This window comes from Boseongicola sp. (assembly GCA_014075275.1).
Taxonomy (GTDB): Bacteria; Pseudomonadota; Alphaproteobacteria; order Rhodobacterales; family Rhodobacteraceae.
In genome coordinates, this window is sequence record CP046179.1 from 863,438 (window position 1) to 876,004 (window position 12,567).

A 12,567-nucleotide genomic window follows, 5' to 3' on the forward strand; every position below is an offset into this window, starting at 1 on the left:
TTAGATTATTCTGGTGATCAAACCGACTTGAAATGTTTGCTGAGTTTCAGGCCCTGGCCCTGATAGTTGGACTTGATTTCGCGCCCGTAAAGCGTGGCGGGCACTTCTGACATTTTTTCATAGACAAGACGGCCTACGACCTGGCCGTGTTCCAGCACGAAGGGGGCTTCGTGGCAGCGGACTTCGAGAACGCCGCGTGAACCTTCGCCGCCCGCACCTGACCAGCCGAAACCGGGGTCAAAGAAACCAGCGTAGTGAACGCGGAATTCGCCGACCATGGCAAGATAGGGAGCCATTTCGGCGGCGTGCGTGGGCGGTATTGCAATCGCTTCACGGCTCACCAAAATATAGAACGCGCCGGGATCGAGGATGATGCGGCCTTCGGTGGTGCGCACTTCTTCCCAGTAGTCGACGGGTTCGTAGTGGGCAAGTTTCCCAAGATCAACGACGCCGGTGTGGGGTTTGGCGCGGTAACCGACAAGATCGCCTTTTGCCGGTTTTAGATCGACCGAAAAACCCAGGCCGCCAGAGATGACTGCTTCGCCTGTCACAATCGGGTCGTTGGCGTGGAGAGCGGTAAGTTCGGCGTCACTTAAAATGGTGTCGCCCTGCCGGAAGATGATCTGGTTTAACATCTGTCCGGTAGTCGCGACGACAGAGAAGGATCGCGGGCAGATCTCTACATAAAGCGGGCCGGTATAACCGTCGGGGACACGGTCGAATTCGGTCCCGTGATCAGTGATGATGCGGGTCAAAAGATCGAGCCGTCCAATGGAGGATTTGGCCGAGGCGGCCCCGCTCATTCCGGCGGCCAGCTCCAGACGTTCAAGAAGCGGCACGACATAGACGCAGCCCTTTTCCAGCACTGCACCCTGGGTCAGGTCGAACTGGTGCATTTCGAGGTCTTGCAACCGGTCGGTGACTTTGTGCGCACGTCCGGTTAGAAACGACGCGCGAACACGGTAAGCCTTTGTTCCCAGACGCAAATCTAATGAAGCAGGTTGCACCTGTCCGGGCACGATTTCGACATCGGCGGCGATGGTGCCTGCGGCAATCATACTGGTGATCTGATTGTCGGATTGTACGCCGGGCGTCATGGGCAGGCCTTAAGTGCAAAACACCCGCCATTGGGGCGGGCGATTTTATGGTTGGTCGGGCTAGCAGGACTTGAACCTGCGACCTTCCGTCCCCCAGACGGACGCGCTACCAAGCTGCGCCATAGCCCGACTTGATGGGATTCTGACCGATAATCAGGTCGGGGGCAAGAGGGGAAGTTCATGACGGTAAGGCGGCACATTCGCGTTCACAGAACACGTTTCAGCCAAGTCTATCGCTGAGCGCCAGAAGGCGGTCACGAGCAGTTTTCAGAGCGTCTCGGTTCTGCGAAAGTTTTGACGTTGGTATCGTCGCAAGACGTGCTGCAATGCCCGGATTGGCATCATAGGCGGGATCGTCGTCATCCGGGTCGGACACCGGCAGATCCGGGTCCAGTTGGATAGATGGGGTAGGCTCGGGAGCCGGTTCCGGGACCGTTTCCGGCTCTGGTGGTGTGTTTTCGGCGTCCAAGGCGCTGACATGATCGGGGAACATGTCGGGCTGATTTTCATTGGCTTCAGATGCATCTTCATCGGCCAGAACTTCAACGGCGTCGGTTTCCGGAATTGGATCGGGTTCTGGTGCTGGTTCCGGCTCTGGTTCGGGGGCTGGAGCGGCGTCGTGGGTCTGACGTGCGGCGGGCGCAGGCTCGGTCACGTCGACGGCAATCATTGGCTCGTGTTCGATGACATCATCCTGAACAGCCACAGCGGCTTCGCCGTCTAACGGCGGTGAGAATGAAACAACGTGTTTAACGCCCTGTTCACGCAGGATTTTCTGCACACCACGAATGGTTGTGCCCTGATCGTGCAACAGCACTTTGACGCCACCGATCAACTGCATATCGGAGGGGCGATAATACCGCCGTCCTCCTGCGCGTTTCACTGGCTTTATTTGACTAAACCGACTTTCCCAGAACCGCAGTACATGGGTGGGAATATCCAGCCACTCGGCCACTTCCGAGATGGTGCGGAAAGCGTCTGGAGATTTTTTCATGGGTTGGTCTTACGATTTGTTCCCGGCGGCGACGCGGTCCTTCATCAGATGCGAAGGGCGGAAAGTCAGCACGCGGCGGGGGTGGATTGGCACTTCTTCCCCGGTTTTCGGATTGCGACCGACGCGGGCAGCTTTGTCGCGGACCGAGAAGGTGCCGAAAGAAGAGATTTTGACTTGTTCGCCTGCAACCAGCGCGTCGGACATGTGCTGAAGCACGCCTTCGACCAGTTGAGCAGACTCGTTGCGGCTGAGGCCGACTTCGCGGAATACGGACTCGCTTAGGTCCATCCGTGTTAATGTCTTTTCGCTCATCATTCTCCCCCCGTTATATTTCGTTTCATAAATCATGGTCGTGTTGAAAATACGAGTCAATATCAAGCCCTTAAGAAAAGGGCTTAAAGACGATTACCAGCGTAAAACCACCGATCCCCAGGCCAGTCCGCCGCCAATTGCCTCGGTGACAAGGAGATCACCTTGTTTGATCTGCCCGTTTTCGACGCCGACAGACAGCGCAAGGGGAATCGATGCAGCCGATGTATTGCCGTGATCCTGAACGGTGACAACGACGCGATCCATGTCGACGCCCATCTTTTGAGCCGTCGATTTGATGATGCGCAGATTTGCCTGATGGGGTACGATCCAGTCAACATCTTCGCCAGTGAGACCAAGTTTTCCGAGCGCGGTGTGGGCCGTTGCAGCGAGTTTCTCAACGGCGTGACGGAAGACTTCCTTGCCCTGCATTCTGAGGTATCCGGAGGTGCCTGTGGACACGCCGCCGTCGACATAAAGGATGTCTTTGTGGCGGCCATCGGAATTGAGGTCGGTCGCAAGAATACCGCGATCTTCGTTGGTGCCTTTGCCGTCGGCGGCTTCGAGCACCACCGCGCCCGCGCCGTCGCCGAACAGGACGCAAGTGGTGCGGTCTGACCAATCCATGATCCGGCTGAAGGTTTCCGATCCGATGACCAGAACGCGGCTGGCCTGACCCGAGACGATTAGCGCGTTGGCGTTGGATAAAGCAAAGACGAACCCGGCGCAGACGGCTTGCACGTCAAATGCGAATCCCTTTGTCATACCGAGCTTGCTTTGGACCATCGTAGCTGCAGAGGGGAATGTAAGATCAGCGGTCGAGGTTGCGACGATGATGGCGTCGATGTCGTCCGGTTTCAGATTGGCCATTTCCAGAGCTTTTCTGGCCGCGTTTGCTGCCATTTCAGAGGTCGTTTCATCCTCGGCAGTGAAATGGCGACGTTCGATCCCGGACCGGCTGCGAATCCATTCATCGGACGTTTCGACTTTTGCTTCCAGTTCCGAGTTTGGAACCACACGCGCGGGAAGGTAATGCCCGACGCCTGCCACTACGGCGCGTGTTGTCATCCGGTCTGCTCGCTTTTTATTTCTTCTTGTTCTGCTGTATCTTGCCGTGGGGTGGGCGCCGATGCAACCCGTGCTGCCAAGCGGTCCGTAAAGCCACTTTCGGCGAGGCGGAATGCCAGTTTGATTGCGGATGAAACACCCGTTGCGTCCGCAGAACCGTGAGATTTTACGACCGTCCCGTTGAGCCCCAGGAACACACCGCCGTTGACGCGGCGCGGATCGATGCGTTTGGAAAGCCGTGTCAGCGACGTCAGAGCAATAAGGGCCGCGATCCGGCTGAGTGGAGTGGCTTTGAAGGCTTCGCGCAGGAAATCGCGAATGAGGCTGGCAGTGCCTTCGCCGGTTTTCAGGGCGACGTTTCCGGTGAAGCCGTCGGTCACGATGACATCGACACGATCCGACGGAATATCGCCGCCTTCGACGAAGCCGACGAAATCAAGGTTAGCTTCAGGCGCGGCTTCGGTGATCAGGTCGTGGGCCGCTTTGATTTCGGCGCGGCCTTTGTGTTCTTCGGTGCCGACGTTCAGGAGGCCGATGCGGGGGTGTTGGATATCAAGGCCATTTCTGGCGTAGGAACCACCCATAAGAGCATATTGCAGCAGGTCTTTTTCATCTGCACGGATGTCTGCGCCAACGTCCAGCATGACATTGAACCCGCCCTTGGAGCGCGAGGGCCAGAGGCAGGCGATGGCAGGGCGATCAACGCCCGGCAGTTTGCGCAGTCGCAGCATCGAAACCGCCATCAGCGCCCCGGTGTTGCCGCAAGATACGACCGCCTCAGCCTCGCCATTCTTCACGGCATCAACGGCGGACCACATTGACGTGCCCTTGCCGTTGCGCATGACGTAGCTGGGCTTGGCGTCCATGGTGACAACCTCGGAAACATCGCGGACTTCGCATACGTCCGTAAGGCCGCTTTTGGCGATGAGGGGGGTCAGCTTGTCGGCAGGGCCATGCAAAATGAACCCGATGTCCGGGTTCTTTTTTGCGCTAAGCTCTAAACCGGCGACCACGGCCTTTGGCCCCAGGTCGCCGCCCATTGCGTCAACAGAAATGATGATGCGCCGTTTTCCGGTGCTGTCGCTGGGTTCGGTCGGTGCCGCCATGCCAGTCCGAGGCGCGAACGTCGCTTACGCGGCGTCGTCGTCGAGGTCGATTTCGTCGGCCTGAGCAACAACTTCGCGGTCTGCATAGTGCCCGCAGGCACCACAGACGTGGTGTGGACGCTTCAGTTCACCGCAGTTCGGGCATTCTGCCGGGTTGCCGGGAACCAGAGAGTCGTGTGCGCGGCGCATGTTGCGGCGCGATTTGGTGATTTTATTCTGAGGGACAGCCATGTCACATCCTCAATAAATTAAGGGGGCTTGCCCCGTTGTGCGGTAGGTCAGATCGGTCTTACGCGCTGGCGCGGCCCGTGTCCAACCCAATGTTCGAGCGAGGCCGGGAAAATACTCAGATTCTATTCAAACGCAAGGGGCAAATCACGCCTAGTTTTCATCTGTGTCCGAAAGCTTGTTCTTGAGTGATTTCAGGGCGGCGAAGGGTTTGACGTCGTCGTCGCTCAGAGGCGTCTCTCCAGGCGCGGCGACCGAGATTTCCACGGCTTCCACGCCGTCGGCGCGTGGCCATGGGGGCAGAGCAAGTGCCAAAGCCTCTTCCATCGCATCCGATAAGTCGAGCAATTCTGGCAGTGGCTCTTGGGTGTCGTCGTCGGGCATCTCGCTTTCGGCGGCATCGGTGATTTCGGGCAAATCTGCCAGATATTGGCGAGTGACATCTTCGTCGATCCGGCTGATGACCGGTTCAAGCGTGACGACGCAAGCCTGTACCACGGTCGCCCCAATCCTGGCGTGGAGGACAAAGTCGCGTGAGCCGGTCGGTGCAACTTCACCGGTAAAGGTGAGTTTGCGGATGCCAAGGATGTTTAGGCGCTCGGCGATCGCCTGTTTTTCGTCAGCGTCCGGTTTCAGGTTGAACCGGGTGGCCTTGGTGATGTCGGATATTTTCAATACGGACGTGGTCATGGGCAGCGCCTTGAAACGGGGTCGTTCTGTGGATATGCCGATTAGGCGGCGCTTCGCCGCTTGGCAAGAGGTGGGTCAGGTTTGGCACGTGTTAAAGTGGTATTGAGGCGCGGCGTTCTGGCCGTTGCGGTTATGGCCGTTCTAGCCGGATGCGCCCGTCTGACCAATAATCACGGCTATGTCCCCGAAGTCGAGGCTCTAGATAGCATTGTTGTGGGCACTGATACCAAGGACACTGTTGCGCAGTCTGTGGGTCGACCAGGCACACTTGGCCTGATCGACACGCGGGGTTGGTATTATGTTCGCAGCGAATACGAGCGGTTCTTGTGGCGCGCGCCAGTTGAAACAGACCACAAAGTTGTTGTCATCACGTTTTCCGATGCCGAAGTGGTCCAGAATATCGAGACATTTGGTCTTGAGAATGGCCAGGTCGTTGCTTTGAACCGTCGGGTGACAGACAGCAATACACAGGGCATCAGCTTTTTGCGTCAGCTATTCTCGAACTTTGGCCGTCTGAACGTTGGCGATCTGATTAACGAGAACTAAGCGTTCTCGTCTTCAGGTACGAAATCCAGCGACACACCGTTGATGCAATAACGCAGGCCCGTTGGGTTTGGCCCATCTGGGAAGACGTGGCCAAGGTGCCCTTCGCATTGATTGCAGTGCACTTCGGTGCGGCGCATGAAAAAGCTGCGGTCCGTGGTTTCGCCAACCATTTCATCGTCAACGGGTTGATAGAATGAGGGCCAACCGGTGCCGCTTTCGAATTTGTGGGCCTGATCGAACAGGGGGGCACCACAGCCTTTGCAACGGTATGTGCCAGCGTCTTTAGGGAAGTTGTCGTTGCTGCCCGCCCGTTCAGTGCCGTGTTTGCGCAGCACTTTATATTCCAGATCGTTCAGTTGCGCGCGCCATTCGGCGTCTGATTTGACGACTTTATCCATGTGTTCACCCCTTCTTCGTGGCCCTGACATATGATTTATGGCAGGTACTGCACGGCTATATCTAGGTGTGCACGCCAAAAGCGAAACCATCTGAGGGGATGGAATTCGTGTCAAATCCGCGTTACCGCGCCCGCTTTGCAAGAGGCGCTGAAGACGTTCGGGCCGCGCAAGGCTTACGGTATGAGGCATTTGTTTCCGGTAAGCGGCCCGGGGGGCGCGAGGCGGATGCCCTGGACGACATTTGCAAGCATGTCTTGATCGAGGATTGCGCGACCGGGGATCTGGTGGCGACCTTTCGGGTCTTGCCACTACGGGACGGGCGCGAGATCGGGCGCAGCTATTCTGCGCGGTATTATGATTTGGATGGGTTGACCGGCTATGATCAGCCGATGGTCGAGATGGGGCGGTTCTGCGTGCGGCCCGGTTTGAAAGATCCGGATATATTGCGGGTGGCCTGGGGGGCACTCACCAAGTTTGTCGATCAAGAAGGTGTGGGGATGCTGTTTGGGTGTTCGTCGTTCGCAGGAACGGACTCGGCGGCCTATGCTGATGCCTTCGCCATGCTGCGCGACAAGCACCTGGCGCCGCGCCGGTGGTTGCCACGGGTGAAAGCGCCGGATGTGTTTCGCTTTGCGCGGCGGTTGCGGCGCGCGCCGGACAGGGTGAAGGCGTTCAAGACCATGCCACCATTGCTGCGGTCCTATCTGACAATGGGTGGTTGGGTCAGCGATCACGCGGTGGTGGACCGCGATTTGAATACTTTGTACGTCTTCACCGGTCTTGAGATCGGGTCGATCCCACCGGCGCGTGTGCGAGCTTTGCGTGCTGTGGCCGGTTGACGCCCGACAAAGCGCGTCGTAGCCCGCGCGGATGGCACGCGCACCTTTACTTCAACTGACCGACATCTCGCTGACTTTCGGCGGGGATCCGGTGTTTGATAACCTGTCCACTACGGTTCAACCCGGCGACCGGCTGGCGCTTGTGGGGCGCAACGGGTCCGGCAAATCGACTTTAATGAAAGTCATGGCCGGGTTGGTTGAGGCAGATCGCGGTGACCGTGTGGTCAGTCCTGGCGACAGCGTCGGATATATGGCGCAGGAACCCGAAATGCGGGGCTGCGCAACGCTGGGCGATTACGCTTTGCGCGATATGGACGACAGCGAAAGTTGGCGGGTTGAGGCGGTTGCGGAAAAGTTGAAGTTTGACCCTGCGACGGCTGTTGACGCGGCGTCTGGCGGGGAACGGCGACGGGCAGCATTGGCGAAGCTGATCGCCGAAGCGCCGGATCTGATGTTGCTGGATGAGCCGACGAACCATTTGGATATCGAAGCGATCGTCTGGCTGGAAGAGCATTTGAAATCAACGCGTTCGGCCTTCATCGTGATCTCGCACGATCGGGCGTTCTTACGCGCGCTGACCAAGGGGACGTTGTGGATTGATCGCGGCGCGGTGCGTCGGCAGGACACGGGTTTTGCAGGGTTTGAAGCCTGGCGCGACAAGGTCTGGGCTGATGAGGATGACGCGCGCCACAAGTTGAATCGCAAGATAAAGGCCGAGGCACGCTGGGCGGTTGAAGGTATTTCGGCGCGGCGCAAGCGCAATCAAGGGCGTGTTCGCGCCTTGCAGGAATTGCGCGCTACCCGGTCGGCGCAGATCCGGCGCGAAGGCACGGCGGCCATGGCACTGGAAGCCGGGCCGAAGTCCGGCAAGCGGGTGATCGAGGCGACCGGTATTTCGAGGATTTTTGACGGCAAGGTCATTTGCGAAGATTTCTCGCTGCGGGTTCAGCGGGGGGAGCGGGTGGCTTTTGTCGGCCCGAACGGGGTCGGTAAGACCACACTAATCCAAATACTGACGGGGGAGTTGGCACCGGACGCCGGCGAGGTGGTGCTCGGGACCAACCTAGAGATGGCCGTGTTTGATCAGAGGCGCGAGGCTTTGGATCCGAATGCAACGCTTTGGGAAAGCCTGACCGGGGATAGTTCGATGCGGGTGTCGGGAAGCTCGGATCAGGTGATGGTGCGAGGTGTGCCAAAGCACGTGGTCGGGTATTTGAAGGAGTTCCTGTTCGACGAAGCGCAGGCGCGCGCGCCGGTGCGGTCTTTGTCGGGGGGCGAGAAGGCGCGGCTTTTGCTGGCGCGGATCATGGCCAAGCCGTCGAACTTGCTGGTTCTGGACGAGCCAACCAACGATCTGGACATCGAGACGCTGGATCTGTTGCAGGAGTTGCTGGACGACTTTGACGGCACGGTTCTGCTGGTCAGCCACGACCGGGACTTTCTGGATCGGGTGGCGACGACGACCGTGGCGATGGAGGGGGCCGGACGGCTGGTTGTGCACGCGGGCGGCTGGTCGGATTATGCGCCCAAGCGGCAGTTGGTGGAAAGCTCGGTTGTCTCGAAAGGGGCTGCAAAGAAGGCTGCGAAGGCCGAAGCGAAGACGAAGTCCGGCTTGAGCTTTACTGAAAAGCACCGGTTGGCCGAGTTACCGGACGTGATTGCGCGGTTCGAGGCTGAGATTGCCAAATTGGAGCAGTTGATGGCGGATCCAGAGCTGTATTCGCGCGAGCCTTTGAAGTTTGAAAAGGCGACGAAGGCGTTGGCCGAAAGACAGGGGAAGTTGGCCGCGGCTGAGGACGAGTGGTTGCAGTTGGAAGAAAAGTCAGCCGCGAGCTGACGGGTGCAACATTGGGCGGTAGCCATTTCTGAGCGCTTTAATGGTTGGTTCTGGGGTCAGGACAGTGACGGAGCCTGATCTGGGGCGCGGTTTTGGTGGGCCGTAGCCGTCTGGGCGAACTTCGCGCAGGTGATTGCCAAGGATCAGTTTTGGGGCATTTTCAAAGATGATTGTGTAGTCGGGCAGGTCGGTGATGCTGGTGGTGTGGCGCCGCTGGGTGAATTTTCGCGGAATGGCGCGGGCATTGTGCAGGTGGTCATCGAAGTGGCGGACCGGGTCAATGTGATCGGCGGCAGTCAGGAAATCGTTGTAAGCAGAGCGTCGGCAAAGAGCGCAGGGGCGGTGCCCGGCGGCCAGCGCGACGGCTTCGTCCAGGAAAAACAGCTCGGTGTAGTTTCCGGGTTGCATGATTTCGCGGTGCCAATCCTTGTGGGTCAGATTGCAGATGATCCAGGCTTTGTGACGCCAGCGGGGTTTGCCAATCTGTTGGTGTTCATCGTGCAGGATGCCGCGATTGCCCATGAACAGGCCGCGGGCGGGGTGGCGGATGATCTCGGACGTGGAGAGGACGCGATTCTGGTGGGGCATGGGGTGAGTTTAACTGATCTTCGCCGGTTTTGGATTTCTGCGACGGAAATTTCACCGCGATGCGTTTAGAAAAGGGACAACACGGAAGGAACGGGCTTCCTATGGTTCAGAAAAGCACGATTGCGGCGATACGGTTCGGTTATGGGTTTCGGCCGGGTGAAGCCACGGTTGGGACCGCAGACGCTTTGTTGGCGGGTGTTGCTGGTAAAGACGCGGTGCAAGCGCAGTTTCGGATCGCCTCGACCAAAACGCGGGCCGAGCTGATTGCCGAGCGGCGTGCGGCGACTGCGAAGGCGCGAAAGGGCGAGGCCGGTGGCGAGCGTGCAAAAAAACGCGCTGACGGCAAAGTGCGAAACCAGACCATGAACGATGTGAAGACGACGTTTCAGCGGGCTATCGCCTCGCGCACGGGATTTCGCGAACGGTTGGTGGCGTTTTGGACTGATCATTTCACGGTGGCTGCGAATGGGCCGGTTCTGTCGGCGCTGGTGCCCGATCTGGTCGAAAACGCGATACGGCCCCATGTGGGCGGGCGATTTGGCGATATGCTGGAAGCGGTTACGCTGCATCCAGCGATGCTGATTTATCTCAATCAAGTGCAATCAGCGGGGCCGAATTCCGTTGCCGGAAAGCGGCGGGGCAAGGGGCTGAACGAGAACCTGGCGCGCGAAGTTTTGGAGCTGCATACGCTGGGTGTTGGGGCTGGATACACTCAAGACGATGTGCGGCAGTTGGCAGAGCTTTTGACGGGTCTGTCGGTGGACAAATCGGGGTTTACATTTCGGTCGCGTATTGCCGAACCTGGGGCCGAGGTGGTTCTGGGCAAGCGGTATGGCGGCGGGGAAGCATCGCTGGGTGATATTCGTGCGGTGCTGGCGGATATTGCCGTGCATCCTGACACAGCACGTCATCTGGCGCGAAAGCTGATCGTGCATTTCGTCGGTGGCGAGGTGCCTGAGGATTGGGTCGAGGCGATTGCGAAAGTCTATCAGGCCAGCGGTGGCGATCTTATGGCGACATATGGGGCGCTGTTGGAAGAACCGCGCGCTTGGGCCGAGCCGTTCAACAACGTCAAACGGCCCTTTGATTTCATGATCTCTGCTCTGCGGGCGGCGCAGGCCCCCGCAAGCGTCTTGGACGACCTGAAAGGGCGCGAATTGCGTCAGGGATTGATGGAACCCCTGATGGCGATGGGTCAGCCGCTGTTTCGCCCCAATGGACCGGATGGCTGGGCGGAAGCGCCGGAGGCTTGGATCACGCCTGCAACTTTGGCGGCGCGATTGCAGTGGTCAGGCGCAATGGCGGATCGGTTCTTGACGGACGTTGATCCCAGAGGGTTTCTTGACGGGGCATTGGCGGATGCGGCGTCGCCATTTCTGAAATTCGCCGTGGCCGGATCGGAAAGCCGGGCCGAAGGTGTGGCGCTTGCTTTAGCCTCGCCCGAGTTCAATCGCCGGTAGGAGGCTTGGCTATGACTGTATCTCGTCGGAAATTCTTAGGACGCTCGCTGGCATTAGGGTGTTCAGCGGCTGCCAGCCCATTTTTGACGCCGGTTACTTTGGCATCTGCCCCCGGAGACGCGCGTTTGGTTGTGATCGTGCTGCGCGGGGCGATGGACGGGCTGGACGTGGTGCGCCCGGTGGGCGATGCGGACTATGCGCGGCATCGGCCCGGATTGTCGGATCAGGGGTTCAGCGATCTGGATGGGTTTTTCGGCCTGCACGCCGCTTTGGACCCGTTGATGCCGATGTGGAATGCAGGCGAACTGGGTTTTGCCCATGCGGTCTCGACGCCCTATCGCAACAAGCGCAGCCATTTCGACGGGCAGGATTTTCTGGAAAACGGCGGCGCGGCAAGTTCGGGCGCATTGACCGATGCACGCGATGGCTGGTTGAATCGGGCGCTGGGGCATTTGCCGGGCGTTAATGTGCGCACTGCCTTTGCTGTGGGGCGCGAACAGTTGTTGCTGTTGAATGGGGATGTGCCGGTGTCCAGTTGGTCACCTGATGGTACGCTGGATATGTCGCCGCAAGCGCAGTTGTTATTGGCCAAGGTTTACGAACAGGACCCGCTGTTTCATCGCGCGGCTGCGCAGGCCATGGAACTGGCGGATTTGTCGGGTGGGGGCATGGGTGGCATGTCGGCGCGACAGGCTGGCCGGGCTGAGGCTTTGGCGGGTTTTGCGGCCGAACGGTTAAGCGAAGAAAGCCGGATTGCAGCGTTTTCATTGACCGGCTGGGACACCCACGCCAATCAATCCAGTTCTTTGACGCGCGCCTTGGGCGAGTTGCGGGTGGCGATAGAGACTTTGAAATCGGGCCTGGGTCGCGATTGGGACAATACATTGGTGATGGGTCTGACGGAGTTCGGGCGGACAGTGCGCGAAAACGGATCACGCGGGACAGATCACGGGACTGGCGGAGCCGCAGTATTTGCGGGTGGTGCGGTAAACGGGGGCCGTGTCTTTGGGCAATGGCCGGGTTTGGGCGAAGGCCAATTGTTCGAGGACCGCGATCTTATGCCAACGGCGGATGTGCGCAGCTATGCCGGTTGGGCGTTGCGGGGGCTGTTCGGGCTGCAGACCAGTCATATCGAGGCGGCGATTTTCCCCGGCCTTGATATGGGGCGGGATCCTGGGTTGCTGGCCTGAGGGTATCGGCCACGGCAAATGACCCGGCAGGCCGGATCATGCGGTTTTAAAATGGCGGATAGATCAGTCTGGTCTAGATCAGGGCGACAGCGCCAAGACCCATGCCCAATGCGACAGATACGAGGAATAAAACTTGTGTCATACTGATACTCCGACAACTCTTACTAAACACGTCGTTAACGTAGGTGGAGATCCGGGTATAAATATGACCAATGCG

The 12,567-nt window shown here is 58.8% G+C and carries 13 protein-coding genes, 1 tRNA gene and 1 pseudogene; 5 read left to right on the top strand and 10 right to left on the bottom strand.

All coding sequences use genetic code 11. The annotated features are described in order from the left end of the window. Positions 1 to 17: 17 nt before the first annotated feature. The 8 genes and pseudogenes from GKR98_04365 to GKR98_04400 all read right to left on the bottom strand — a co-directional run bounded on the left by GKR98_04365 (position 18) and on the right by GKR98_04400 (position 5,492). Positions 18 to 1,097, bottom strand: a complete 1,080-nt coding sequence (locus GKR98_04365) for a 2'-deoxycytidine 5'-triphosphate deaminase (GenBank protein ID QMU57501.1) — start codon at positions 1,095 to 1,097, stop codon at positions 18 to 20. A gap of 52 nt (positions 1,098 to 1,149) precedes the next feature. After that, a tRNA-Pro gene (locus GKR98_04370) sits at positions 1,150 to 1,226 on the bottom strand. A 586-nt stretch (positions 1,227 to 1,812) separates the two neighbouring features. Beyond that, positions 1,813 to 2,091 (bottom strand): annotated as a pseudogene (locus GKR98_04375) (MerR family transcriptional regulator). Positions 2,092 to 2,100: 9 nt separating this feature from the next. Further along, entirely contained in the window at positions 2,101 to 2,403 is a 303-nt protein-coding gene (gene ihfA, locus GKR98_04380; GenBank protein QMU57502.1) for an integration host factor subunit alpha, read from the bottom strand. Between the two features lie 93 nt (positions 2,404 to 2,496). Then, positions 2,497 to 3,468: a beta-ketoacyl-ACP synthase III gene (gene fabH, locus GKR98_04385; GenBank protein ID QMU57503.1), complete on the bottom strand. Its 972-nt coding sequence runs from the start codon at positions 3,466 to 3,468 to the stop codon at positions 2,497 to 2,499. Further along, positions 3,465 to 4,574, bottom strand: a complete 1,110-nt coding sequence (gene plsX / locus GKR98_04390) for a phosphate acyltransferase PlsX (protein ID QMU57504.1) — start codon at positions 4,572 to 4,574, stop codon at positions 3,465 to 3,467. Before plsX ends, fabH begins: the two co-directional genes overlap by 4 nt. A gap of 24 nt (positions 4,575 to 4,598) precedes the next feature. Beyond that, positions 4,599 to 4,805, bottom strand: coding sequence for a 50S ribosomal protein L32 (gene rpmF, locus GKR98_04395; GenBank protein QMU57505.1), 207 nt, complete (start codon positions 4,803 to 4,805; stop codon positions 4,599 to 4,601). A 150-nt stretch (positions 4,806 to 4,955) separates the two neighbouring features. Further along, positions 4,956 to 5,492 (bottom strand): DUF177 domain-containing protein, encoded by a 537-nt coding sequence (locus GKR98_04400; protein ID QMU57506.1) that lies wholly within the window; start codon positions 5,490 to 5,492, stop codon positions 4,956 to 4,958. A gap of 132 nt (positions 5,493 to 5,624) precedes the next feature. Here GKR98_04400 and bamE point away from each other — a divergent pair, with 132 nt between their 5' ends. Continuing rightward, positions 5,625 to 6,038, top strand: coding sequence for an outer membrane protein assembly factor BamE (bamE, locus tag GKR98_04405; protein ID QMU59965.1), 414 nt, complete (start codon positions 5,625 to 5,627; stop codon positions 6,036 to 6,038). Here the strand turns inward: bamE and msrB are convergent. Next, a complete protein-coding gene (msrB, locus tag GKR98_04410; protein QMU57507.1) occupies positions 6,035 to 6,436 on the bottom strand; it encodes a peptide-methionine (R)-S-oxide reductase MsrB in 402 nt (133 codons plus the stop codon). The genes bamE and msrB overlap by 4 nt on opposite strands. A gap of 98 nt (positions 6,437 to 6,534) precedes the next feature. On the opposite strand from msrB, the gene GKR98_04415 reads away from it, so the two are divergent. Together GKR98_04415 and GKR98_04420 are read left to right on the top strand one after the other, a co-directional pair. Next, on the top strand, positions 6,535 to 7,275 hold the full coding sequence (locus GKR98_04415; GenBank protein ID QMU57508.1) for a GNAT family N-acetyltransferase: 741 nt from the start codon (positions 6,535 to 6,537) through the stop codon (positions 7,273 to 7,275). A gap of 31 nt (positions 7,276 to 7,306) precedes the next feature. Then, the gene (locus GKR98_04420) at positions 7,307 to 9,112 is read left to right on the top strand and encodes an ATP-binding cassette domain-containing protein (protein ID QMU57509.1); all 1,806 of its coding nucleotides are present in this window, start codon (positions 7,307 to 7,309) and stop codon (positions 9,110 to 9,112) included. Here GKR98_04420 and GKR98_04425 read toward each other — a convergent pair. Beyond that, positions 9,098 to 9,700 (bottom strand): hypothetical protein, encoded by a 603-nt coding sequence (locus GKR98_04425; protein QMU57510.1) that lies wholly within the window; start codon positions 9,698 to 9,700, stop codon positions 9,098 to 9,100. The genes GKR98_04420 and GKR98_04425 overlap by 15 nt on opposite strands. Before the next feature lie 59 nt (positions 9,701 to 9,759). On the opposite strand from GKR98_04425, the gene GKR98_04430 reads away from it, so the two are divergent. Beyond that, on the top strand, positions 9,760 to 11,160 hold the full coding sequence (locus tag GKR98_04430) for a DUF1800 family protein (GenBank protein QMU57511.1): 1,401 nt from the start codon (positions 9,760 to 9,762) through the stop codon (positions 11,158 to 11,160). Positions 11,161 to 11,171: 11 nt separating this feature from the next. After that, positions 11,172 to 12,350, top strand: a complete 1,179-nt coding sequence (locus tag GKR98_04435; protein QMU57512.1) for a DUF1501 domain-containing protein — start codon at positions 11,172 to 11,174, stop codon at positions 12,348 to 12,350. Positions 12,351 to 12,567 lie beyond the last annotated feature (217 nt).